The sequence below is a fragment of the Marinoscillum sp. genome (assembly GCF_965229915.1).
Taxonomy (GTDB): Bacteria; Bacteroidota; Bacteroidia; order Cytophagales; family Cyclobacteriaceae; genus Marinoscillum.
The window spans coordinates 724,794-749,254 of record NZ_CBDDJZ010000001.1 but is presented as its reverse complement, the minus strand read 5'-3'; the positions used below and the strand labels follow the sequence as shown (position 1 = coordinate 749,254).

Below are 24,461 nucleotides of genomic sequence, written 5' to 3'. Positions count from 1 at the left end.
GTGCTGATTACTTAGTATTGTTGGTGATCACCGTCTTCTATCAGTAAAGGTAACACCTGGGTTGATCGGGGCTCTACTGGCATCTGTGATTTATTGAAATTTGCTTCTAAGATCCATTTGCTCATGGAGTACTCGGATGATCTCTACCTGATGGCTGGCAAGAATTCGATAAAAGATGACCTATTTATTCACCTTGAATCCGAACAGATCATTAACGATTCCAGTATAATTGCGACCAGAATGGGGCTCTGCGGCTATTTTCTCGAAACCGTCAATTAGTTGACCGTAGTAAAGATTGGCCTGCCGCTCCGATCAGGGTTCACAGGTGTAGTTCCAGATATTGGACAAATCCTGAACGGCAAGGTTGGTTAAACGATAGTTAACCATTCGTTTTTGATGACTGCAATTGTGCCAGGTGGCTTTTTGGATCGAAATTTTCTGCTATTCCACTATCGATTCCTTCTTGAATAGCTTTCTTTAGGGCAATTACTTTACTTTCTTCCTCTTCAAGCAACCTCAATCCAGCTCGAATAACTTCACTGGCGTTTTGATAGCGTCCTTCTGAGACACTTTGTTGGACAAATTCATCGAAATGATTGCCAAGAGATACAGATGTATTCTTACTCATACGCTAAAACGTTTCCATAAAGGTACCAAATATTGGTATTTGGAGCAAAATCTGTTCATTGCCATTGATGGTGATCAGCAAAGCTTTTGTCTTTATTGGAGTTCAGATACGCTTGATTCAATTAAGGGTTACCAGCGAGGGTCACTGTTCAGATCATCTGGTTACCATTGGAAATCAGTAATAACTTTTGAGCTGTCAACTTCGAATAATGAATCATTAAGTGCTTGTGGTTGAATATCAATGATTTCATATTCCGTATAGGTTGCGGGAGATTTCTCTATAAGCTTGAGATAGTAAGCGCCCATTTCTTTAATGCCTTTATTGTAGAAGCCAAACCTCCAATCTTCAAAGAGGTTGGGGTTCACACGAAGCGTATCTGAATAGTAGAATTCCAGATCCCATGGGAATTCTAGGTCCCCGTTCTTATGAATTGTATTCATCTCCAAAACCCTACATTCTTGATTAAGAAAGGTTTTTTGAGTAGATCTAGTTTCCATATTGATTAAAGAATGGTATGGGTTCCTCGTAACATCTGCCCTCAATATGGTGTCAGATCCTACAATCTTCATAAATACTACTCCCAATTCACTGTTATACAATTCCTCTCTAATTCCTCCTTGCTGGGTTGTATTGTAGACTCGCTTCAATTGTCCTTCTTTTAGGAATACTTTTAGTTCAGTTCCGAATGGCTGGTCATCTGGGTATCCTTCAGTTTTATTGTAAATCTTGTAAGTCAAAATACCTTCAAAATATTTCTCAGGAGGTTTTGAGCATCCTAACAGGATTATGATGAGTATGGAAAGTCTACCTATGGAGAGTGTTTCAATTGTCATTTTAACTGTCTTAATTCTTATGGGTATGTCTTAGCGATTCATTTTAAACCCTGTTTACTGTTGATGGAGTAATCGCTAACAAATTCACGTTCAAATTTAACTCATCGTGTCTTTGTTATCACCAACAAACAAGACGTGCTTAACAAAAAGAATTTAATCGACAGGTGATGAGTAGTCGGATGTGTAACACCAACAAGAGTCCGAGTAATGAAGCTTACTTCCACCTATTGAGCCGCCATTGCTTCTGCTGCTCTGGAGTTTGAAATGTCCAGGTAACCAAACGACTGACTTTGTTTCCCTGGCCCATTTGGATGGATTGTACCTGTTCTGGCTGGTAGTTGCTCAGCGCCTGGTAGACCGATTTGACATGGGAGTCTCTGGAGACCAGCGTGGAGTACCACAAACAGGATTTGGGAAACTTACTACTCTGCCGGACATAGTTCTGAATGAACTGGACTTCTCCGCCTTCACACCAGAGCTCGTTGGGCATTCCTGCAAAGTTGAGTTTTGGCTGCTTGATGTGCTTGCCGGTGAGGTTTCTGACTTTGCGGGTGGATGCTTCCAGCGCCTCTTCTGCGGAGCTGTGAAAAGGAGGGTTGCAGATCACCACATCGAATCGGTCTTTTGGTTGTAAAACGCCATAAAGTGTATCCGTAGGCTCTTGCTGCATTCGCAATTCTACACGGTCTTTCAAGTGTGGATTTCCGTCTATGATTTTCTGAGCAGATGCAATGGATTTAGGATCAATATCGGAGGCTACAAAGGTCCAGTCATACTCAGCAACCCCAATGATCGGATAGATCAAACTCGCTCCAGTGCCAATATCCAGGCATTTGATGTGTGAGCCAGCTGCCAGCTTGCCCGAGTTGTCCCTCGACAGCCACTGCGCCATGTGATGGATATAGTCTGCCCGTCCGGGAATAGGAGGGGTCAGGTAGTTTTTAGGAATGTCCCAGTAGCTGATCCCGTATTGTGATTTAAGAAGCGCTGTATTGAGCGCTTTTACACTTTCCGCATTGGCAAAGTCAATGGTATCGGCACCTTTGGGGTTCTTTTGGAGGTGCTTGGCCAGGTCTGGAAAAGCAGCAGTCAGTGCCTCAAAATCATAGGTGCCTTGATGTTTGTTTCTTTTGTGTAATCCTGGGGCCTGCTTTTTGAGCTTCTTCATTGCGCTTGCTTCTGTTCGATTGGCAAAGGTATCAAGGGTGAGGATATGGTAGTGCTAAAGTCCCTGCCTTTGTTTGGTGACATTTGAAGTTTTGGTTAGTAGAGGTAAGCAGATACAGGGGCAGTCTCAATGAAAGTGAAAAGTCATGCTTTCCCAAAATGAGTGATTTCGTTCGTAGAAGTCACACTTATACACCGGAGTTTCAAGTATTAGGAAAACTAAGAAAAGAAAAGAGCATACTGCCTTGGTATACTTCAATTGGCTTAGCCAATTGAACATCAGTTGAATGGACAAAATAAGCCCCACTGACATGAGAGTTAAATAAAGTACTCGTTGACCTATGAAGCTTACCTGACTTTCTACTGTATAGAATTTTCCGTTTATGGATAAGTAGAAAAAGTCAGTGAAAAACTCTCGAGTTAGGTAGAGGAGGGATAGAGTTAAGAAAAGGATAAGAATTCCTAAAATCTTTTTTTTTCATCTACTCAATTTATTGATTGTGATTGTCGCCTTTGTTGGTGTTATCACCAACAAATTTTCGTTCCAATTCATATTTTTTCATCCGTCGTGATGTGATAGGAATTCAAAGTCAGAAGAGTTAAGGTGATAGAAGGATGCTGAAGAATAGTAATAGGTCCAGGGTGTATTAGCCAGACCGGCCTTTACTGGGTTTTGATGGATATATGCTAATTTTTGTTCAAACACTTTAGTCGTGTAGAGTGGTACATTCAATGTATCAACCACCCCGTTCGTCGGGATTTGTGCCGCACGCATTCCTTCGAGCAATCCCGATGTTAAGAGTATGAGGATTGCAATCCATTTGTAGTTATTTGCTACCGTATGCTCGATTATAAATCTGAATTAGCTGTGTAAGTGAGCTGTTATTGCCAAAGAAAAGGGTTGGAGTGTTCGATCAGACTTACATGATCCTAAATTGTTGTTCATTATGAATAGGAGACAAATCGCTTAATGGTTGTGGTGATTATGCTAATTTGGGTACCTTAACCTTATCTACTCCAAATGAATAAAGTTCACATTTTGTGAACTAACGTTGTTATATCCGCGTATATTTACATTGAAAGTACATCTCATAAAGAAGCAAACAATAGAAGACTACACCAGGGAACAAGCAAGAAGCAAAGTTTCGTTTGGTATTTGGTTAGAGATTTTGAAAGGAGCAGATTGGGATAAATCAGATGACATCAAGAAGACCTTTGGTTCTGCAGATCTTTTAGGTAATGGATGTGACAGAGTGGTCTTCAATATTGGAGGAAATAACTATCGACTAATCTGTAAATACCTGTTCGGTGCTAAAGCAGCGCATCTTTTTGTTTGTTGGATTGGGACACATGCCGAGTATGATAGATTGTGTGGTAAGAATGAGCAGTATACGGTGAATGATTATTGAAAAATGGAAGTATTAAAATATAAAGTGATCAAGTCGAGAGAGCAGTATGATGAATATTGCCAATTGGTGGAGGAATTAGTTTCTCAGGGTGCGGTTACTTCGGAGGTAGAGGAGGAAATAGAATTATTAACCGTGCTCATTGAAAAGTACGATCAGGAAAATAATTCCTTCGAAGAAGTAGATCCTATCCAGCTGTTGATTTCATTAATGGAAGAACACAGCTTGAAGGCGAAGGATTTGGTGAATATTCTAAAGGTAAGCAAGGGATTGGTTTCTGATATTTTGAATTATAAGAAAGGACTTTCTAAAGAGGTAATCCGAAAATTGGCAGATCATTTTAGTATGAACCAGGATGCATTCAATCGCCCCTATAAATTGAAAGTTGATCCCAAACTTCGGAACGCAAGTGTGATGAACACCAAAAAGGAATTGGAAGTTCTCTAACGCAAGATAACGTATCATTTTTGGCCTTTGTTGGTGTTGCCTGTCCTGACCGAAGCGTCAAGGGTCACCAACAAAAATGATCTCGCCTACCAGCACAGGTATGCTGCCACACCTAGTTTTCCCCACCTAGTCCGCGTTTGCAACGCGGACTCTTAAGTTTTCTCACTGGTAATGAGAAGAAGGTCACATCATACAGGAAGACTAAAGAGGGTAACCCAAAACCTCGAACCTATACCATTTTCCTCCACCAGTCTAAATCTTATGGTAATCCTTACAGCATGCTGTTGTAGGACCTTTTAGTCGTCGGACCACTTCGAGTGGCCTGACGACTGACCCAAAAACCTCAAACTTTTACCACTTTCTCCCATGTAGATAACAGAATAAAATGTTTTCTATCTCCATGTTTTCTTTAAATGAATGGTGGTTTATCGATAAGCGATGTTAGAATGAATGGGAGGCTCACTGAAAGGTAAAACTATTCCATTGTCCCACTTATGCACGAATAAAAGGCCTTCTTGCTGACCAAAGCATTGTTTGTTCAAGGCAACCTTTAAGTGGCGCCCGAATAGAAATTTAGGTAACAGAATGAATTGAAGTCTAACCTACTGTTTTCAAAAGAATGCGCTAGCCTTATTGTGCTGCTTAAAACCTAATAATGGTTGGACGTATTTGCTTATTATTGATTGAAAGGTACATCTGAGTTTCTTTCACATCTTGATGATTTAGTACTTTACTTACTACTGATAGACCATCTGTAGATCTATCGTAAATATCTTTCCATAAATGATATGCGAAGGTCTTTCTCAGAGTATGAGATGATATGTTGGGACCACCTATTTTGAGTTTTGATGTTATTTTTTGCAGTGTTGAGTTAAATTGTCTTGTGGAAATGGCAGTAGTTGGCGAATTAACCTTGTGCAGAATTAGATGATGATCATTAACTGGGTCAATGATTTTATGATTTTTATTGATTAACCAGACAATCGACCTATTGAAGTAAATGTGTATTTTTCTTTTATTGTATTCATATGGAAAAATGTCATTATGGTTTTTGTTAATCACATCATTCCATCTCAGGCCTAATAATTCTTTTGCACCTAATCCAAAGTTACCTGCGATACCAATAAGTGTTTGATACTTTGCCCATTTAATCCGCATATTCAAAGATTCAAGAGTATTAATTTCTTTATCCATTGATGACAAGAGTAATTGATATTCTTGAGTCCAATCTAATGGTTTTGTAGGCAGCTGATTAATCGACATATCATTTCTAACTTAGTCTAATATTTTGAAATAATTTCCTGATGAATAAGATCAAATTCATTCTGTTTTAGAACGTTTTTCATGTCACGTTGCAATTCAGAAAAAAGCTCAACAACCTCATATTTCTTATTATATTCTTTAACGTTATCGAGATATGAATATAAGTCAAAAGCATTGTCCCATACTTGCTTATTGAAGAAAAGGTTCACTCTAAAACACGCAAACAAATAGTTGATAGAATTTAATATTTCGGATAAATTCATATCCTTGATTTCTGGAAATGCTTCTACTTCTTTGTACTCCCAATATTCGATGATATGATTGAGATATTTATGTTTGTAAGAGTCGTATTCTAAAAGAGTGAGAATTTTTGAACAGGGTGTTGTGATAATCTTTTTCCAACATATTGAAAGGTCAATGTTTAGATGACAAAGTATTATGAGTTCAGTTGTGAAAGATTTTTCTAGAAGGCTATACTTTCGAGTAGCTAATTCATTGGTTATGTAGGCTAGTTTCTGGTGTATGAACCCAAAGTCCTGAATTAGAAATTTACCTTCATACATTGCAGAAGCAGCAGCGTCCTTGAAAGGTGGTATTTTTAACGTTACTTGATCATTGTAAAGCCGGAAACCCCAAGACTTGAATAGACCTAAATACATATCGAAAATAGAATCACAATCTTTGTTTTTTACTTTTTCAAAAATTTTAAATTGTGGTTTTAGTTCATTCTTATGCAGGTTTCTAATCCATTCTTGGAATAATAGGTTTGATTTTACAGAAGAGGGAAATACTCCATAGGGACATTTACTTAGAGCCATAATCTGCTCGGTTTTAGGACACTGAATAGCGAAAATATCCCTCATGCTATCACCAGTTCAGCTTCTTTGTAATTATCTATTAAAGCATGTAATATTCTCAGGTCTGGAGAATTCTTGTAAAAGAAATTGATTTCCTTACTGGAGTTTATACCTCTTGATTCACAGATCAACTTAATATCGGCCCGATTAGATTTTTTGAAAATGAAACGATTGGGGCCAACACGCGACATCAATTCATTGATGCCTTGTTCACCTTCCTTTTGCCATTTTATTAATGATTTGAGAACAGAAGGAGGACCTGCTAATATCATCCCAGAGTTATACCGAATGTCATCCCATATCTGTCGAATGTAGGAGACATATCTCTTATTAAAGTTTCCAAACTCATCAATCATTATCAAGTTAATGTCTGATCGTTCATTAATGATGTAGGAGGCACTATCCATTAAATAATAGATGTATGATTTCTTCATTAATTTGTTGACATCTTGTATTTCATTGGGATCAATGTCACTTAGAAAGCGAGAGTAAAAACGCTTCGCTGGTTCACCCTTACCAACTCGGAAATACAAGCTGCCTGGGTTTGTGTCACGATAATTTGTGAGAAATGAAGTTTTACCATATCCATTTTGAGCAATGAACATTACCAGTTTTTTCTTTTCCCTAGCATAATCACTATACCTTTTCATTTTCTCATAGTTCTTGGTTGGAACTAATGTGTGTTCTTGTATCATGATGCTAGATGTTAAGTTCAGGTAATTCTTGAGTTTCAAACTTTTCTTCTTCCGACTCAGAGTCGCTTAAGTAATTGTCGATGAGAAAATTCTCATAATTTTCGTTAGAGCAAGCTTTATCAGCATCGTGAATTACCCCGATTACAGGATCATCTTTTTCCATCTCATCTAGCTTTTTCTTGTTGTCATCATAGAGTTCAGATGCATACTTTCGGAGCGATTTGTTCTGCTTGATTTTATTAAACTTTGATCCACTTTCCTCTGTGTAAAATCGCTTTTTGTTGATCTTTTCAATGAATTCATCCCCATTGAAAAGATAGAGGTAATCACGCATCGTATTGTGGTAGTAGACATCAACAATTTCACCGTTCCATTTAATTCTATTGTCGTTCTTTTCCACATCATATTCGTAATTACCTAAGTGAATAGTACATTTTTTGATTAGCCTTTCAGCTTTATTCCAGCATAGTCGGGCAATGAATTCTTCTCTTATCGGCTCTGCATCCATGATTGGAGCATTGTTATGCTTTTGCAATGGAGACATCTCTTTGGTTATATGAGTGTTCCATTCATTAATTAGGGTTCCAGCAAAGAGAATTAACTCACTTCTCGTCTTAAGTAGATGACGATTCTTTTTAATTCTCATTAACTCATCCTTGTTGAGTTTAAAGTCATCGGATTTGGCACTCATGCCAATACCAAATGCACCAAAGTATTTGCGGATTACTAGTATGTAAAAGTTCCGGAAGAAGTTTTCAACGGTACCTTTAGCATTAGGAAAGTCTGGAAGATGTTCTCTCCAAAGGGTCGTATATAACAAGTTGCAATCTGATTTGAATTTTTTAAAATCATCAGATGTGTGAGCCGATGATTTATCAGTGATTACACATGCTGGAATGTATCCATGATGTTCAAAGGCCATCTGAAATGCCATCATAACCATCTCTGTGGTTTCTTCCATTTCAAGACTAAAGCCTAAAATCAGGGATGAATGAACATCAATCAGCACATAAATCTTTAAGAAACGAATTTTATTTGATTCATCTCTATAGGGTAACTGAAACCTACTACCATCAGCTTCAATTACCTGGTACTTGAATTCTGGTTTCTGTCTTCTGATATATGGCTCAATGTGTTTTTTATAGAAGGCATAGCCGTACCTTTTTTCAGCAGTGATATTTTTGATTTCAGATGTAATGTATTTCAGTAATGTAGAATAGGAGATCTTCTTTTTAAGTGGACGGTCCTTGTTAATTTCTTCAAGGATTTCTGTCTTTAGCTTTTTCTCGCCCATCAGGTCGATGATCTTTAATATCATCCAGTCATTGACTTTCTGGGCAGGATGCTTTTTTACTATAGACAGTCCATGTATAATTGAATCAGCAAAATTGTCCGAAAGTCTCACTTCTTTAAATTTCCTCCTGAAACTGTTGGGAGTTCTATAATAGTTGATTCCGATATGAAGAAGGGTGTTGTAAATCTTAAGTATTACATTCTTTTTGCATCTCATTTCAAAATAGATTCTTAGGCACTCCTGAAAAATGGCATACTTCTTTGCATGTTTGATTCTGGATTTTTCGTTTTTGATTTTCGTAAAATTTCCGATGAAATCTTCGAATCCTTTTTCATAAGCGTATTTTAAGTCAAGTCTATATTGCCCCCTTAAAATGTCTCTTTTTTCAAGTCCCTTAGATAGCGTGAGGGTCTGTGATGCCTGGATTAATTTGAGAATGTTATCGGGGAGAGATGATGCCTCAATATAAATCTCTTCACCTGCAGTCAGGTGTTCACATTTCCATTGTTCACTTTCTTGATCCAGGTATTTCTTGATTCCATTATTAATTTCTTCTTCAGAAATACCAATTTTTTTGAGGTATCCGACAGCTACTGTCTGATCACCATTCTGTTCGATGATATCGGGTTTCATAATATGTGAATTTTAACTAGTGAAGTGGGAGGTTTGAGAAATACGCCGAATACTGCGTATGAGGCCACTTTTTTTTGATTGGTAAGTTAGATTTAGGAAGGATTAGTGAGAAAATCAAGCAATACTTGAATGTTGTTTCTTAATTTCAATTATGTTGAAATTTAACTTCAGTATTATGGGTAAAATCCAACAATATTGTATCGGACAAAAGCTGAAGAACTATAGAGTTCTTCGAGGATTAAAGCAGCATGAGTTAGCTAAAAAGACAGGAATTTCAATAGGAATGATATCAAATTATGAGACAAATTCCAATGTACCCCATTCCGATAAACTAGCGATTTTAGCTAGAGAATTAAAATTCTCGATGGATGAAATATATGATCTTAAATTAGCCTCGACTAAAACTGTTTCTGATGAAGTAACAGCGACTTGTGCTAGTGTTATTTCTGGATGGAGTGATGATGATAGAATTTATTGGTTACGTATTATTAGATCTTTTGATAATGGTTTAAAGACCAGGGAGGATATCAGATTAGAATTGGAGTTGCGTTATAAACACGAATTTGGATTGGGTAAATTGGGCAGTAGTTTTTAAGCTTTTTTTTGAAGGTGTTTTTTCAGCTCTTGGATAAGTACCTCAGGGCCATATTTCAGTACACTGCTGATCGCAATAAAATTACTCAGTGAATATCTCTTTAGCCTTCCGCTTTCGGTTTCTACAATTGTTCTTAAGGGAACTCCGGATAAGTCCGAAACCTGTTCTTGAGTCAAGTTGCTGGCTATGCGTGCGTCCTGAATGAGTTTAGCTACCGCAATAGAGTCTAACGATGAATCTTTGTTTGAGCGAGCCATAATGTGTAGGAGTTTGTACTATTAAAGATAACTGCTATTCTTGATAATTGAAAATATTACAAAATTCAACTAGTAATTTTACGAAAAGTACTACTAAATAGTATAACTTTTGAATATTGGTAATAGTTAAGATGATTTACAATAAAAATATGCCTATTTGGACTTTAGGGCTGATTTTACGTAATGCTTATGTAGTGTTAGGTATAATGAAATCATGTTCAATCTTACTCTTTTGAACTGATAACTTCCTCCTTTGGATCGTCGTTTTTGTTCGAATTTGTAGTATTCGAGCGATCCATAAACTGAACAAAATAGGGATCAAAGTACCTGAGTTTTCCATTATCGAGTTCTATCAACACTTTGGTTTCACTCTGTCCTCCATACATCATGTAGACAAAACGATGAAAGAAGCCTTTCTTAGTATCACCTCTATAGTTGATCTCTACAGGTCTTAAGCCATCTTTGTGATTCATACATTAGAGATTGGATTTCATATCTTGAATAACATCGGATTTATGTTCTTCCATCCAATGCTCAAGGACATTATTAACTAGGGTGGTGAGGTGAATGTCGTAATGACTGGCAGTCTTCCTGTAAAAGTCATGAGTCGATACCTTAATATTAATAGTTCGAGTTCTCCCTTTAGGGGCATCTGTTTCGTTAAGAAAGTTCTTAAATCCACTCATTTGATGTTTTTGGTTGAAAATATATAGAATTTAAATTACATCTTAGCCTTTAGGCTATGGTGTCGATCTGATGTCCTCAATAGCTTGCCCTTTAAGGCAAGAATGGAAGAGTCAGAAATCATAAAGTCTTTTGGAAGAGTATTGAAAGAGATCCGGGAAGAGAAAGGGTTCACTCAGGAAAGACTTGCTAATGAAAGTGAATCTCACTTTACCCATATTTCCAGATTAGAGAATGGACATAAACAGCCTACACTCACCACTCTTTTTAGGTTGGCTGAAATACTCAAAGTTGAACCGGAAGATTTTATTCTGAGGATGAAGTATAAATAGCGTAAAATAACTTCTCTTATCATATAAATCCGAAATCGGAAGCGGTCATTCTATAGGGGTGTGGAACAATTTCTCCATTATTATTGAACATGTAACATTCAAATTCTACAATATGGTCTTCTTCAGTTCTAGCTTCATTTGGTACTAGGAACCATTCATCGGCTATCTTGTGAGGAAAGTGTGAATCATGAAATTGTTCTGGAATGATAAGGTCATTAATATTCATTGTCGTTTCGCTGTTAATTATTTGACGGATTAAGTTGATTGTTAATTTAACAATAAATAATCTTTCACCTTCTTAACAGTGTTGGGTGAGCATTTACATAGTTTTTGAATTTCTCGTGAAGAATAACCTTTTTGTAGATATTTCTGAATGTCTTGATGTTTGGAAAGGAATCTATCTTTAGTTTCTATTGTGCCAACTTTTCTTCCCGTAGCAAGTCCCTTTGATTTTCTTGAGCGAATCCCTGATTTAATCCTATAACTCATTTGTTCACTTTCAAGCCTGGCCAGATCTGCCATGATAGTGACAATGAGTTTAGTGAATATTTCATTGGTTGATCCGTCCTGATTAATAGTAGTGCCGATGTTATGGATGTAGATGGCCACACCTTTGTTTTTTAGTTCTTCGATTAGACCAAGTACTTCATGTGTATTTCGACCCAATCTGGATATTTCGGAAACCATGATACACTTAATACTATTTGACTCGGTAAAAGAAAGAGCTTGTTGTAGAATTGGTCTTTCATCCAGTCGTTTGGAAAATCCCGATAATTTCTCCGAGAAAATTTTAACAATTTCAAAGCCAGGCACTTTTTTCATATCATTCACCTGTCGAGTGGTTGACTGATCTTTGGACGACACCCTGGAGTAGATAATGGATTTCATTGTTACAATTTAAACACTAGTAAAAACAATAACAATTAGTTAATGAGTGCTATGAGCGTATTTATGGATCAAGCTAAAAATAATAACAGTGATTAAATGATAACAATTAGTGAGTTATTTAGCGATTTGTTTTATATTTTCATTTTATTTAAATATTCAAGTGATAATGTTTATTTCAAATCCAACCGTTGTAGATGTATTTTGTGGAGCTGGCGGATTTTCGGAGGGATTTCGACAACAGGGATTTCATATTATCAAAGGTTATGATAACTCTGGTCCTGCGATAGAAACCTACAATCATAATTTTCACTTGAACTTGGAAACAAAGAATGTCTTGGATTTCCAATCCTCTGTAGAGGAAATACATGCTATCCCCGATACAACTGTCATTCTCGGGAGCCCTCCGTGCGTTAGCTTTTCTAATTCCAATAAGTCTGGGAAAGCTGATAAATCGATGGGACTTAAACTTACAGAAGCCTTCTTAAGAATAGTAGCAGTCAAAAAATTCAAATCGGAATCTATATTGAAAGCCTGGTTTATGGAAAATGTTCCTAATTCACTAAAATACATAAAAGAGCAATATACATTCAGAGATCTTGACTTATCAGAGTGGGCACTTTCTATCGGTAAAAAACCAGAAGAGATTGCTATTAAAATTGCTGGTAATTCAAAAGTGATCAATTCAGCAGACTATGGTTCCCCTCAGGTCAGAAAAAGAGCCATCACAGGTGAAATAATAAGTAAAAGGGGTATCGTTATTCCTTTTCCAACCCATTGCACCCCCAAAAAAAAGAGTGATCTTCCTGGATACCGAACTTTAAGCGAGATTAGAGCCGCATTACCAAGTCCCTTTAGTTATCGGCCTAAAAAGTTAGTGACAGACCCTTCTTATGACATAGCAATCCCTCACGCTCAGCTGTCAGACCAATTTTATGATACAGGCTTATTTGAGTGCGAATGGAAAAACTCACAATTCTTAAAGGTCAATCATCCTTATATGGGGCGGATGTCATTCCCGGAAAAAGAGTCTAGTCCGAGCCGGACGATCTGTGCAACAAACATCGGAACATCCCGGGAGTCCATAATCTATAAGTCCGAGTTTAGTCGGGTAGGCAATGGTGAATATCGGACACATACTGTACGGGAAGCTGCCACTCTAATGGGATTTCCGATCACTTACCAGTTCTGTGGTGCTGAAACATCTAAATTGAGATTAGTTGGGAATGCTGTTTGTCCCTCGGTCAGTCGTGCATTTGCCAAGATTGTTCGTAAGGAATTAGGACTACAAAGGATTATAAACCCTAATGTTTGCAAAGAAGCGAATCTTGAAGGCGTGAATAATCTGAACTCTCCTCTAATAAAGAGCTTTGAGACCCCTCCAAGGAAGAACAAGGGTTCCCGGTTTAGAAGACACCCGTTTAAGTATGGAAACATAACGGTTACTTTATCCAACTATGACATTACGAATAAGGGATCGGCAACCAACTGGATCACCTCTGTTCAATATGGGAATGGAGATGGTTACCCATCTGAGAATTACCCTGATAATTTCTTTGAGCAGCTAGAAAATGTAATTGCTGATTTTGAACAAGGCACCAAGTTTATTGAGACCATCAACAATGGATTTTCGGAAAGAATTGCGAATGGTAAGACTCTTCAGGAAATGTATGAGACTAGACGAACACAGCAATCGCTTTTGCAACCCACAGACCTCATCGAAGAGGTCGCTTCTATAATCGATGGTTTCACGTTTAAAGACCCTGACTTCAAACAGAATGGATCAGTTTTCTTTAACCATAAAGCGGTTGTGCCCAAGAAGCAAGTAATGGCTTTGTACGCCATCAACAAAATATCATCAATAGCAAATAAATGATCTATGTCTGTACATTTCTTTCCGCAAAAACCTATTGAACTTCTAGAAAGGTTTATTCAGAAAGAAGATGGTCGTCCGTTACAAGGCGAAATTGAAGTTTACAGAAAATTATTTTTAGATCTTTCTAAAAGCAAACATCACTGGCTAATCTGGCATGACCTGCATTTACCGTTTCACTCCGACTCACTTAACCCTGGAAAAAAAGCTAGTGCTCAAATAGACTTCCTTATTCTCAGCACACAAGGGGTTATAATTTTGGAAGTTAAAGGAGGAAAAATTTCTTTTCATAACAATACATTTTTTTATGACCATAACGGCGAGGAATCCAAGATCCCTCAGGACCCATACATTCAAGCAGAAGGTTACAAATACACAATTAAGGATCACGTCCTAAACGTTAGTCATAAAAGTTTGATATGCCATGCCGTTTGCTTTCCTCATAGCTCAATAGCCTTTGATACTTCTGTACTTGACCCCAATATTTTATGGACAAGGTCGACCGCAACTAAATATGATCAGTCTATAGAAAAGTTTATCCTGTCGGTTTTTGAATACAATCGAGAAAAACATAAAGAATACGGCCGGATATTTCCATTGCTAAAAGATCATGAAATTCAGAATATCAGAAGTATTTTAAGTCCTCTTGTTAAAGACGTGAACCAGTTTTTCAATGCGGACACACATGAATGGCTAAACGTTACTAATCTTGAGATCCTGGATAGCTTGAAAAAGAATGATAGGATTATGATCGAAGGTGGTCCGGGAACCGGAAAAACCACCTTGGCAAAGGCATTCATTGATGAACAACTCACTAAGAAAGGCTTATACCTGTGTTGGAACAATCTTCTGATGCATTATACTAAGTATGTCCTGAGAGAGAGGGGTCTACTTGGAAACTGCGAAGTAAACACGTACTCTAGGTTTCTAGCACAACATATTCCGTCAATTAGCCACCAACTCTTACTTAATGCCTCAGAATCGGGATTCAGCAAATACGTCAGAAATGGGTTTGATCAGTTGAAGTCATCAAATGGCACTATCCCTCATTATGATTATCTAGTTGTAGATGAAGGTCAAGATGTTTTCGATCGTGGCATTGACATTTTGATCAATGAGCTAGTTGGCCCGTCTGGAGATGGCCTCACTAATGGCAGATGCCTTCTGCTCTATGATATTGATCAAAGCTATTATCTCGAAAGGCGTGAGGTGACAGAGATTTCAGACCTTCTTTCTGAGTATTTTGCTCACTTCAAGCTGAATGAAGTAAAGAGAAGTGCTCAAAACCCAGATATAAAGCAACTTGCTGATTCATTAATATCGGTAGACGATCCCTTATCCCTATTGACAAACTGGGTAGATCCAGGGGTTAAGATAAACCATTTTAAGTCCTTAGAACTGATCAAGGATCATATTGTCAAAAAGGTGCTTACCTCGGTTAGAGATAAGAAAAGTTCTCTGAGAGGAAGCGATTGTATAATCCTTGTTGAGTCGCAGCTTTTGAAAGACACTTATGGTGATGAACCAGGAATGCACTACTGGCTTACAATGAGGGATGTAGAAGAACTCACCGAATCAAATATATCTGACAAGGCTAACATCCTTCGGTACACAAGCATGCTAAAGTATAAGGGTCTTGAGAAAGAGAATGTCTTTCTCGTAATATCTGAACCGAAAGAGGAGAACAAATACGAGATCTATGTCGGAATAACGCGGGCTATTTCTCACCTGGAAATATTGGTTTTGACATCATGAAAGCAATAGATGATCATATTGAGAAGCACCTGCCTCAGCTTTTAAAAGACCCTTCTACAGATTTTGGTGATATACTTCAGTATTTAGGTATCTCCGAAAGTTCTGAGAGCCAGATACTCAATTATATCAACAGGGTATTGGATTCTGAACTCAACTTTGCTGGGTCAACCTTAAAATTCACACATCTCCATTTGCCTTGTTTTTCTTCAGCGATGATGCTGAAAATACTTCAGTTTATCTCGGTGAAGTTCTATCTTAAAAGTTTCCGTCAAGATGGTGAAAGTGATGAATGTACCAATTGCTTCTTTAGACATCAACTTGCTGTTATTGAGAGGAAATTAAGCAAGAACATCACATTAGGACCTGAAAAATACAATAGAGCGTATGCGCAACAGAAGGCTGAAAGGAAGGAGTTAAGGAAATTGAAGAAGATCTACAAGGGATTGATCCAAAATGATGACAGTGACCATAATCTACCAATTCCCAGAACGCTGATCAATACACTCAAAGCCTTAACAGAACAGTTTCTGGATACTGGGGATGATCTTCAATGGGTCGTCAGACCAGCAGACACTGTCAATGTCGATCTTCATGCGCAGGAGCTAACTCAAACTTCTTACGTAGTGCTGAATAACCATTTAGATCTGGATAAACTAGATGAAATTCAGATCAGAAAAGACACCTATCTACTTGATGAGATCGAGAATGTTATTCTGTTCAATAGTGATTCCAAATCAGTAAATAAAAAATTCAACTTTAAGAATCTCGAGTATATGAACCAAAGTCAGGAGACGAGATTCAGAAATTTATTGATCATCAGTTTTGATAGTGGGCCCTTCAGACTTAACCTGGAAATCAACCGGTTATCAAGGATCTTATCTAATTATTTCCACAGGCCAGACAGTAAAGGGTTTGATTCCTATATAATATCCCAGAATGAAGTAGGTCAATTATTTAAAAACAGAGGAGGAGATTCGATAGGTGTTGAAATGATCGGGTCCGAAAGCGATTTCTATGATCATTTTGTTGGATCCGTTGAAGATAATGAAGGTCTTAGGGAGTTAACATCGATCAAACTTCGCAATATCTATTCTCTGTGCTTCAATGAGAAGATCAAACAATTGATCTTGAGAGATTTGTTCGAAGATACTCCTAACAGTAGTATTGTTACTGCTGTTACCGCTTCGGAGCTTGATCTACTTCGTCCAGATGCTCTGTATGAAATACGAAATGCCTTGGAGGATCTTCTTTCAGTCGTTATTGACCTGCGTCTTGCGGAGCGAATCCAAAATGCGAATGCGGATCTTTGTATTGTAATTCCTGCTCAAATACTAGACCATAAGGATCTTTTTATCGAGCTAAAGGCAGCTCTTGGAACAGGTAAATTCACAACGTGGAAGAAGATTGATCCAGCTGAGAAAAGAAGGGTCATAATTCTGGAGTATCGTGATTCAGGTTTTCATAATTTCAATATCTATCCCAACTTGATAGAAACGAAATTAAATAACGGAACCAGGCCCATGGGTCTCTTTTTGAGTATGTTCTTCAATAAGAATTATCGGTACAACGAATATTCCTATCAACATTACTTTACTGAGAGATTACTTGACCACCCATTCCGAAAGGAATTTCTAAAATGGGAAGAACTCAAGGAAGTGATAAAGTCTACTAAACCGGAATTCGGTTCACTCGATCATTTATGGGATCTGGATAATGAATATGAGGGATCATCAGATACCAACTCTGTAATTGTTGAGTTTGAGGGTAGTTTCTGCAGGACTTACTACCCTACACAATTACTTGTTGTGAAAAAAGGAATAGGACAACATCTTTCGACTATGAGGGCTGAAGACTTGCTTGAAATGAGTAACGGATCTGACTGTATGGTTCAATCATTGGAATCCCTCTATGAAGATCTTAACTTGTTTAAAGTCACAGAAGATGAGGAGATTGAGATCAAAAAACTAAAAGCAGATTATAGAATACCAACTGGCCAGGGTGATACTAGGTTGTGGAAAGAACTCCTAAAACGAAAGGCCAGTAGCTCAACACCTGACCAGGTATATGATAATCTTGAATCACGAATAAATGGGGTTAATTCACAAATGATTTCGAGGAACTATTTCGAAAATGAATGGCTTGAACCGCAAAGTAAATCCCTTATACCCAGGGATAAGAAGGTGTTCAAAGAGATTTGTGATTACCTCGAACTTCCCGTAGTATATTTCCGTGTTATGCTAAAAAAGCGTGCAAGGGAAAAGAAGCTTAGCCGGATCAGTAATTCTAAGATGAATAAGTTATTCACTCAAATGATCGATTCTGGTCTTTTTGATGATCCACCGGTCGAAGCTACCTCAGAACTGTGGAGGGAGATAGCATCAATACATGACTTGGAAGAGATCGGGATCAATTCGGTGAACAGGGATATCGAGCTTTCGGCTTGGGTTGATCTTGCCCGGCCTAATTTGTATTTAGAAAAAGTCAGTTCAGTCCAAACAAAATACTCATGATCGCTGAAAAGAGAAAAGACCTTATCAAGTTCATCCGTCAGCAGATAATCGGCCCTGGTGCAATAGGCTATAGGTATGTCGATACCGAGGATGTTGAGACGCTTGCAAATGATTTGAAGATATCTGAGCCAGGTCAATACACGAATGAACTAATCAATAGTGTTCCTGGTGCCTTTTATAGTTCCGGTATCCTTTTTCCGGAAGATAGGAGTGAAACTGCACGATCTGAAGTGGAAAACAGTGAGGACGAAGATGACGAAGAAAATTCAGGGTTTAACGATGATCCTGATATCGATGAGGAGGATTCGCTAAGTATCAACCAAATGTATCCCAATACAATGGGCCTGACCTGTTGTCTAGGGTCTGGCATTCGAGGAGATAATGATATAAAGATAATACTGTCTGGCAGATATTACGAAAAGATCGAAAGGAAGGGCATTGGGACTAGGTTCGGGTTATTGCTTGAACAAGATCGGAAAGAGTTTGAACGCCTTTTGGCAGAGTTAGAAGAAAGCAGAACCCTCAGATCCAGTTTGAACATCCAGCAAATCGGACAAAATACCATCCTCACATTGAACTCATTGACTACTGAAGACATAAGTGATGTCCGACAGGAACTCAGAGAGATCGATCGAAGGAAAGCCAATGATCTTGGCTCTGATAAAAAAGATCAACCATTAAGTGGTTATAAAGAATTCCTTTTCAAGCAATTAAAGAATACGGCTTACGAGGAAGCCAGGAGAAATGAATTGTATCAGACCATTATTTCGATCGAATCTGTCGAAAATTTTATTGCTCACATCAAAGACCTTATCACCATTCATGATTCTCGTGGATACGGCCTATGGAAATCTATTCCTTTATCTAAAACAATTAGCCTTCCTGAACCTGTTCCAGAAGAGATAACTGGTAAAAAGATCTATAGCAGCAAAGAGCATCAAATCCTCAATAAGATATTCCATTTCCCACTGGCCAACGACTTGCATGCGTCCTTGTCAGTGAACATTCAGCTTAGCAGGAACACCAGGCAGGAGGACGAAAACACGTTTATAAAGGTGCAGGTTCAAAACACGTCCTCACCTTACATACAATCAGCTGATGACAATAGGTATTATTCGGTGTTTAATGAATTGGTCAACCAACGAATGTTTTTTGATGTTCGTTTGGAAGTTCAAAGTGCCCATTTAGTACCATATAAAGAATTGCATCTTAGATCGGATCAGCAATCATATGACGAGGATCGGGTTAATCAATTCATTTATAGACAGTTTCACGACTATGCGATCGGTCATGGGTGTTCAGTAGGCTGGAGAGTCGATTACCAGGTAAAGAAAGTATTCACAGAATATATTCCTGAATTTGATACACCAGATGTTGATCCTATACCAAAAGATAAACGGTATTCGACAGATTCATTTGAACCTCGGGAGATATTCGAGGACAACCTATATATGCAGTTTAAATGGCTTTCGACATTGTCTGACACAACCAACTCCCAGGTTGTTGAAGGCCTTGAAAAATTTGTGCAGGCGTATGAGGATTGGATCCAAACGAAAAGATCATTGAAACATGACCAAAAGGAAAAAGAGATCAGGGATCAGGAATTGGATAAATGTCAAAAAGATGCCGACAGGATGTTACGTAACATTCAATCGATTCTGGCAGATAGTGATCAAAACATGGAGACGTTCAGACTGATGAACACAGCCATGTTCATGCAACTATGGCACTCGGTAAATGCTAAAAAAGACAATTTGAAAAACCAGCTTAAAGAAGAGGACTTCATAGGGTTCAATAAAGATTTCTATGGAAACTGTGATGATAAACTTTTTGGAACCAATCCGGCTTCATGGAGACCTTTTCAACTTGCCTTCATTCTACTAAACTTAGATGGAATTTTTAAGCTGGATGATGATCTGAATTGGGATGCCAGGAATTCTTTGGTTGATCTTGTCTGGTTCCCGACAGGTGGAGGGAAGACAGAAGCTTACCTTGGATTGATTGCTTTGACCATCATTCACCGGAGAAGGTCCGAGGGAGCTGCCGGAGGGGGTACTGCTGTATTTATGCGCTACACGCTGAGATTACTGACCCTACAACAATTCCAACGAGCTACTCTCTTGATCATGGCACTTGAACTGGTTCGGAGGTGGGATATTTTTGATCTTGGAGATGAGCCCATTTACATTGGACTCTGGGTAGGAAAAGGAACATTGCCAAATAAATTAGAGGAACTTCAGGAAGAATATCAAAAACTGCGGGATGATAATGAACGTAACAGGGTGCCTTTTAAACAATGCCCCTGGTGTGGTAGTAAATTAGAGCCGTCAACTGCGGTTGAATCCGACCCCCAGGACCTGTACAATTTCAACAGGCTTCACCTTAATTGCTCTGATTTGAAGTGTGCATTTAGTTGGCCACTGAGACATAGGTTTAGAACATCTCTACATGGACCCATTCCAGTTAGCCTTAGCGATGAGGAAATATATTTTCATCCACCGGCTCTATTGTTTGGTACAGTTGACAAGTTTGCTCAATTGGCTCATAAAGTTTCAAATGATAGTAAGTCACGAAAAAATGACTCGAGAAGGATATTCGGTCGAGGTAACTTGGAATCAGGAAAGCCAACTAGTTACTTGACTCCTGACCTGATCATACAAGATGAATTGCATCTACTTTTAGGGCCATTAGGATCAGCAGTTGCTTTATTTGAATCTGCAATAGAAAGACTTTGTACTCGGAATGAGAATGGTCTAACAATAAGACCCAAGGTCATTTCTTCCACAGCGACCACCAGAAATACGGATCTCCAAATAATGGCCCTTTTTGATCGTAAGGTCAATCTCTTTCCCAAGCCTGGCATTGAATGCGATGATTCGTTCTTTTCCTTTTACAAAAGGATTTTCTTAGAAGGTAACGTGGATAAGCCAAAGTATATCTCCAAAAGGAAGTATATGGGTTTTTTTCCAACAGGCCGCACACAGATATGGATGCAAATGAGGCTCGCTGCAATTCTTTTAACTCATCGGGCGATCTTCGAACTTAAACATGTAGGTCGGAACAATCTCCTGGACATTGGAACTTATAATAAAGACCTTCTAAAAGCTATGGACTATTATCATTCCATAGTTTCCTACTTCAATAGCCTTCGTGAAGTTGGCAAAACACAATCGCAGATTCAGACTTACATTCTCAAGGAAATCAGAAAGGTTTTCCACCGGGTAATACGACCTGGACAAATGATGGATCCGATCTACACTTATTCCATAAGAGAGGGAGAACTCACTGGACGCTTATCTGGAGAAGAAGTAAAAAGTGAACTTGATAGGATTAGCTCCTCATTCTCTCCGACACTGCGCTTTGCAAATAGGATCGATGGCAAGGAAAGACCAGGAGCATCTCCACCTGATTTTATTGTTGCCACGAATATGATCTCAGTAGGTATTGATGTTTCAAGGTTTAACTGCATCATAATGAACTCAATGCCTCGCAACATTGCTGAATATATCCAGGCAAGTAGTAGAGTAGCACGAGACAAAGAAGGCTTGGTGCTTACAGTGCACCATCCTTTTCGAGCGAGGGACGTTTCACATTACGAAAAGTTCATTGAATTCCATGAAAAGATGTATAGCTACGTTGAGCCAATCTCAATAACCCCATTTACAAAAAAGGCATTGGAAAGATATTTGGGATTGTACGTTGCGACCATCATCAGGCATACGATCTCTCAGTTTAGTGATCGACGCTCTGCATCAGAAATAACTCAGTTCGATGAGAATAGTATTACCGAAATGATCCGCCACCTTACAAGCTATTTCCAAAAGAGAGAGGAATCAATGGCACAACTTGATATTGGCGATCAAATAAAGAACTTGTTAAGATCTGAAGATCTGGAGAATATCAATGCATGGGTTCACGACACGATCTCTGAGTGGAGGTCAAAGGGGATTGAGGTGCTTGATGAAGGGAGACAACTTGTTTTCAACAATAAAGGGTCAAAATCCACTAACCAGGAACAGTTGTATATAGATGTTGATGAGTACCAGGATAACTTTGATAGTGACAAATGGCAAATCCCTCAATCACTTAGAGTTATCGAGCCAGAAGCCGTAGTTAAAATATTTCCAAAATGAGAGTAACTAACCAAACACAATACAATCAGGGAGTAAGCAAAGCCAAATTGTTTTCCTCTACAGCTGGGGTTGGATCGATCATTACTTCAAAGCTTGGTTATTATGTACTGATTTCAGACATAAATAAATGGAAGTTCATTAGGAAAATTCTTGCGGTAGTTTCTCAAATAAGGATTGATGAGGAAAAGTTCGAATGGATAGAAAGATCAAACAAACGTATCAAGGAAATGGGATATGAGGTGGTTGACGATGAAAGGTTTGTTGAATTCCTAAAGATCGAGAAGAATCTTAACAACCTGATCACTTTAGTGGCAATACCTCACCTATCAATTAATGAGCAATTCAACTCAATTAAAGTCAGTAATAACCCGATAATGGCCAAACTGAAAGATAAAGGTGAAGAGCCAAGGCCCGATGATTTTGTTGTACCTGGAACACACTTTCCAAAATGGTTTAAAAACGGGAAAGGTAGATTAATGACCTACTCTCAATGGAAAAATTTGTGGCTGAAAAAAGGAAATAAACTCAAGATGTTTGCCCCGCCAAGGGATGCAACATTTCCATTAAAATACGGAGGAGTAATTCTGACAACAAAGATTAAGGAAGATGGAGTACTCGAAGAATACAAATTGTTTCAACAACTATCCCAACTGAACTTGATCCTTATATGTCCTAATGGGCATCTTTCAGATATTCCATGGGAAAGGTTCCTTAGGTGGAAAACTGAAGATCCGATAGGTAATGATAACGGTACCAATTTATTCGAAATTGATCCGTGTTGTACCTCACCAGATCTCAAGTGGTCGGAAAACGTAACACGCTCAGAGGGATATGGAAGTATTTATATCGAGTGTAAAAATTGTGGCATGGGAAGCGGGAAAGATGGGAATAGGAAAGTCAATCTTGAAGGTATCAATAACTTAAAGCCAAATTGTCCCGGGCATAAACCATGGGAAATCAATCATGATGATCCAGAGGGTTCCATTCCTTACGATCAAAGTTGCACAACAATAAATGGAAATAGAGAAAGGATGCAACAAAGTTTAGTGACCGGAAATAATGTTTACTTTTCAAATGGCTTCTCCAGTCTTTACATCCCAAAACATTTGGCCGAGGGCAGGCCAAGGGAACTCCAGGAGGCTTTGGACATTTGTGAAGAAAAATACAATAGGACAAAAGGCACTAAGTTTGAAAAACCAAGAGAACAATGGGCCAATGAAAAGATCAACGAAGAATTCCTTTTTGAAAATGGGTTTGATGACTTGGAGAACCCTTATAAATTTATAGATGGTATTATTTCATCTTTTCTAGGTCAACAGGAACAAGCTCCTGATGATCTTCACGAACATTATCGCTGGCAGGAATATTTTTGCTTCACCAGAAACCCAAAAATTGATGAGCAAGGTCTAATTGCAACTGACATTGATATCCCCACCCAACTACAAAGCTATTTTGATAAGATCCAACAAGTTGAGGATTTGCAGATTTCACAAGTACAATTAAACTTTTCACGGGTTAGGCCAAATGAACGCATAAAAGATGCCTCGGGTAACATAGTCCCTTCTGAAGGCAAAGAGATATACTCGATCGACTCCAATGAATTGTACGTGCTGCCAGCAAATAGATCTCTTGGCGAAGGGATCTTCTTTAAGTTTAATGAAGAAAAGATCAAGGCTTGGGAAGCCTCTCTATCAACTCTACTTTCACAAAGATTGTCAAAATTAACTGGTTCTGGTGGGGTGAACGATCAGGGAGCATCTCTTCGCCAAAGAATTGGTGATCATGGTCCAAAGCATTTGTTGATACATACATTTTCACATCTATTGATGAGGGAGTTAGAATTCTCGTGTGGTTATCCAACAGCCAGTCTCAAAGAACGACTTTATATCTCGGAAAGAATGTCAGGGTTGTTGATTTATACAGCTGAGGGTTCCGAAGGTTCTATGGGTGGAATAGTATGGCAGGCCCAGCCAGAGCGAATCTCAAAATTGATCCAGGATTGTTTGGAACGAGCAGAGGATTGCTCATCCGATCCACTTTGTTGGGAATCCGAGGGTCAAGGTATTCTAAATCTAAATTTGGCTGCCTGCTTTTCATGTGGGTTGGTATCAGAAACCGCCTGCGAAGAGTGGAATCTGGCATTGGATAGAAGGATATTGATCGATCCTGAGTTTGGGTTTTTCAGAAGTTTCACAAACGCCTTAAAACCTTAAG

At 38.4% G+C, this 24,461-nt stretch carries 20 protein-coding genes; 9 read left to right on the top strand and 11 right to left on the bottom strand.

The window, feature by feature from the left end:
• Positions 1–379: 379 nt before the first annotated feature.
• From ACO067_RS03195 to ACO067_RS03180, 4 genes are all read right to left on the bottom strand, one after another.
• On the bottom strand, positions 380–628 hold the full coding sequence (locus tag ACO067_RS03195; RefSeq protein ID WP_421870709.1) for a type II toxin-antitoxin system ParD family antitoxin: 249 nt from the start codon (positions 626–628) through the stop codon (positions 380–382).
• Positions 629–789: 161 nt separating this feature from the next.
• Positions 790–1,461 (bottom strand): hypothetical protein, encoded by a 672-nt coding sequence (locus ACO067_RS03190; protein ID WP_421870706.1) that lies wholly within the window; start codon positions 1,459–1,461, stop codon positions 790–792.
• A gap of 214 nt (positions 1,462–1,675) precedes the next feature.
• Positions 1,676–2,629, bottom strand: coding sequence for a 23S rRNA (adenine(1618)-N(6))-methyltransferase RlmF (gene rlmF / locus ACO067_RS03185; protein ID WP_421870702.1), 954 nt, complete (start codon positions 2,627–2,629; stop codon positions 1,676–1,678).
• Between the two features lie 558 nt (positions 2,630–3,187).
• The gene (locus ACO067_RS03180) at positions 3,188–3,415 is read right to left on the bottom strand and encodes a hypothetical protein (RefSeq protein WP_421870698.1); all 228 of its coding nucleotides are present in this window, start codon (positions 3,413–3,415) and stop codon (positions 3,188–3,190) included.
• A 289-nt stretch (positions 3,416–3,704) separates the two neighbouring features.
• On the opposite strand from ACO067_RS03180, the gene ACO067_RS03175 reads away from it, so the two are divergent.
• Both ACO067_RS03175 and ACO067_RS03170 read left to right on the top strand, forming a co-directional pair.
• On the top strand, positions 3,705–4,037 hold the full coding sequence (locus ACO067_RS03175) for a type II toxin-antitoxin system HigB family toxin (RefSeq protein WP_421870695.1): 333 nt from the start codon (positions 3,705–3,707) through the stop codon (positions 4,035–4,037).
• 3 nt (positions 4,038–4,040) lie between these two features.
• Positions 4,041–4,481, top strand: coding sequence for a helix-turn-helix domain-containing protein (locus tag ACO067_RS03170; RefSeq protein ID WP_421870692.1), 441 nt, complete (start codon positions 4,041–4,043; stop codon positions 4,479–4,481).
• 642 nt (positions 4,482–5,123) lie between these two features.
• Here ACO067_RS03170 and ACO067_RS03165 read toward each other — a convergent pair.
• From ACO067_RS03165 to ACO067_RS03150, 4 genes are read right to left on the bottom strand one after another with little or no spacing between them, the layout of a single operon-like run.
• Positions 5,124–5,744 (bottom strand): tyrosine-type recombinase/integrase, encoded by a 621-nt coding sequence (locus tag ACO067_RS03165; protein WP_421870688.1) that lies wholly within the window; start codon positions 5,742–5,744, stop codon positions 5,124–5,126.
• Between the two features lie 17 nt (positions 5,745–5,761).
• Positions 5,762–6,562, bottom strand: coding sequence for a hypothetical protein (locus ACO067_RS03160; protein ID WP_421870686.1), 801 nt, complete (start codon positions 6,560–6,562; stop codon positions 5,762–5,764).
• A 41-nt stretch (positions 6,563–6,603) separates the two neighbouring features.
• On the bottom strand, positions 6,604–7,296 hold the full coding sequence (locus ACO067_RS03155) for an AAA family ATPase (RefSeq protein WP_421870683.1): 693 nt from the start codon (positions 7,294–7,296) through the stop codon (positions 6,604–6,606).
• A 4-nt stretch (positions 7,297–7,300) separates the two neighbouring features.
• Positions 7,301–9,223 (bottom strand): integrase catalytic domain-containing protein, encoded by a 1,923-nt coding sequence (locus tag ACO067_RS03150; RefSeq protein WP_421870680.1) that lies wholly within the window; start codon positions 9,221–9,223, stop codon positions 7,301–7,303.
• Between the two features lie 175 nt (positions 9,224–9,398).
• Between ACO067_RS03150 and ACO067_RS03145 the strand changes: the two genes are divergently transcribed.
• The gene (locus tag ACO067_RS03145) at positions 9,399–9,818 is read left to right on the top strand and encodes a helix-turn-helix domain-containing protein (protein ID WP_421870678.1); all 420 of its coding nucleotides are present in this window, start codon (positions 9,399–9,401) and stop codon (positions 9,816–9,818) included.
• On the opposite strand, the gene ACO067_RS03140 is transcribed toward ACO067_RS03145, so the two are convergent.
• Together ACO067_RS03140 and ACO067_RS03135 are read right to left on the bottom strand one after the other, a co-directional pair.
• Positions 9,815–10,075, bottom strand: coding sequence for a helix-turn-helix domain-containing protein (locus ACO067_RS03140; protein WP_421870675.1), 261 nt, complete (start codon positions 10,073–10,075; stop codon positions 9,815–9,817). The genes ACO067_RS03145 and ACO067_RS03140 overlap by 4 nt on opposite strands.
• A 224-nt stretch (positions 10,076–10,299) precedes the next feature.
• Positions 10,300–10,548, bottom strand: coding sequence for a hypothetical protein (locus ACO067_RS03135; RefSeq protein ID WP_421870672.1), 249 nt, complete (start codon positions 10,546–10,548; stop codon positions 10,300–10,302).
• Positions 10,549–10,863: 315 nt separating this feature from the next.
• Here ACO067_RS03135 and ACO067_RS03130 point away from each other — a divergent pair, with 315 nt between their 5' ends.
• Complete coding sequence (locus ACO067_RS03130) at positions 10,864–11,091, top strand: helix-turn-helix domain-containing protein (RefSeq protein WP_421870669.1); 228 nt, start codon at positions 10,864–10,866, stop codon at positions 11,089–11,091.
• Positions 11,092–11,358: 267 nt separating this feature from the next.
• On the opposite strand, the gene ACO067_RS03125 is transcribed toward ACO067_RS03130, so the two are convergent.
• Positions 11,359–11,979: a recombinase family protein gene (locus ACO067_RS03125; protein WP_421870666.1), complete on the bottom strand. Its 621-nt coding sequence runs from the start codon at positions 11,977–11,979 to the stop codon at positions 11,359–11,361.
• Between the two features lie 109 nt (positions 11,980–12,088).
• On the opposite strand from ACO067_RS03125, the gene ACO067_RS03120 reads away from it, so the two are divergent.
• From ACO067_RS03120 to drmB, 5 genes are read left to right on the top strand one after another with little or no spacing between them, the layout of a single operon-like run.
• Positions 12,089–13,852, top strand: a complete 1,764-nt coding sequence (locus ACO067_RS03120; RefSeq protein WP_421870664.1) for a DNA cytosine methyltransferase — start codon at positions 12,089–12,091, stop codon at positions 13,850–13,852.
• Positions 13,853–13,855: 3 nt separating this feature from the next.
• Positions 13,856–15,604 carry an NERD domain-containing protein gene (locus tag ACO067_RS03115; RefSeq protein WP_421870662.1) on the top strand — a complete coding sequence of 583 codons (1,749 nt, stop codon included), beginning with the start codon at positions 13,856–13,858 and terminating at the stop codon, positions 15,602–15,604.
• Complete coding sequence (locus tag ACO067_RS03110) at positions 15,601–18,114, top strand: hypothetical protein (protein WP_421870659.1); 2,514 nt, start codon at positions 15,601–15,603, stop codon at positions 18,112–18,114. The genes ACO067_RS03115 and ACO067_RS03110 overlap by 4 nt, the downstream gene beginning before the upstream one ends.
• Positions 18,111–22,247 carry a helicase-related protein gene (locus tag ACO067_RS03105; protein ID WP_421870656.1) on the top strand — a complete coding sequence of 1,379 codons (4,137 nt, stop codon included), beginning with the start codon at positions 18,111–18,113 and terminating at the stop codon, positions 22,245–22,247. The genes ACO067_RS03110 and ACO067_RS03105 overlap by 4 nt, the downstream gene beginning before the upstream one ends.
• Complete coding sequence (gene drmB / locus ACO067_RS03100; protein WP_421870652.1) at positions 22,244–24,460, top strand: DrmB family protein; 2,217 nt, start codon at positions 22,244–22,246, stop codon at positions 24,458–24,460. The genes ACO067_RS03105 and drmB overlap by 4 nt, the downstream gene beginning before the upstream one ends.
• Position 24,461: the final 1 nt, after the last annotated feature.

Coding starts and splice junctions, on each gene's coding strand:
- ACO067_RS03195 (WP_421870709.1), bottom strand. CDS start 628: ATGAGTAAGAATACATCTGTATCTCTTGGCAATCATTTCGATGAATTT.
- ACO067_RS03145 (WP_421870678.1), top strand. CDS start 9,399: ATGGGTAAAATCCAACAATATTGTATCGGACAAAAGCTGAAGAACTAT.
- ACO067_RS03115 (WP_421870662.1), top strand. CDS start 13,856: ATGTCTGTACATTTCTTTCCGCAAAAACCTATTGAACTTCTAGAAAGG.
- ACO067_RS03165 (WP_421870688.1), bottom strand. CDS start 5,744: ATGTCGATTAATCAGCTGCCTACAAAACCATTAGATTGGACTCAAGAA.
- ACO067_RS03150 (WP_421870680.1), bottom strand. CDS start 9,223: ATGAAACCCGATATCATCGAACAGAATGGTGATCAGACAGTAGCTGTC.
- ACO067_RS03170 (WP_421870692.1), top strand. CDS start 4,041: ATGGAAGTATTAAAATATAAAGTGATCAAGTCGAGAGAGCAGTATGAT.
- ACO067_RS03110 (WP_421870659.1), top strand. CDS start 15,601: ATGAAAGCAATAGATGATCATATTGAGAAGCACCTGCCTCAGCTTTTA.
- ACO067_RS03105 (WP_421870656.1), top strand. CDS start 18,111: ATGATCGCTGAAAAGAGAAAAGACCTTATCAAGTTCATCCGTCAGCAG.
- ACO067_RS03190 (WP_421870706.1), bottom strand. CDS start 1,461: ATGACAATTGAAACACTCTCCATAGGTAGACTTTCCATACTCATCATA.
- ACO067_RS03135 (WP_421870672.1), bottom strand. CDS start 10,548: ATGAATCACAAAGATGGCTTAAGACCTGTAGAGATCAACTATAGAGGT.
- ACO067_RS03140 (WP_421870675.1), bottom strand. CDS start 10,075: ATGGCTCGCTCAAACAAAGATTCATCGTTAGACTCTATTGCGGTAGCT.
- ACO067_RS03160 (WP_421870686.1), bottom strand. CDS start 6,562: ATGGCTCTAAGTAAATGTCCCTATGGAGTATTTCCCTCTTCTGTAAAA.
- drmB (WP_421870652.1), top strand. CDS start 22,244: ATGAGAGTAACTAACCAAACACAATACAATCAGGGAGTAAGCAAAGCC.
- ACO067_RS03155 (WP_421870683.1), bottom strand. CDS start 7,296: ATGATACAAGAACACACATTAGTTCCAACCAAGAACTATGAGAAAATG.
- rlmF (WP_421870702.1), bottom strand. CDS start 2,629: ATGAAGAAGCTCAAAAAGCAGGCCCCAGGATTACACAAAAGAAACAAA.
- ACO067_RS03130 (WP_421870669.1), top strand. CDS start 10,864: ATGGAAGAGTCAGAAATCATAAAGTCTTTTGGAAGAGTATTGAAAGAG.
- ACO067_RS03125 (WP_421870666.1), bottom strand. CDS start 11,979: ATGAAATCCATTATCTACTCCAGGGTGTCGTCCAAAGATCAGTCAACC.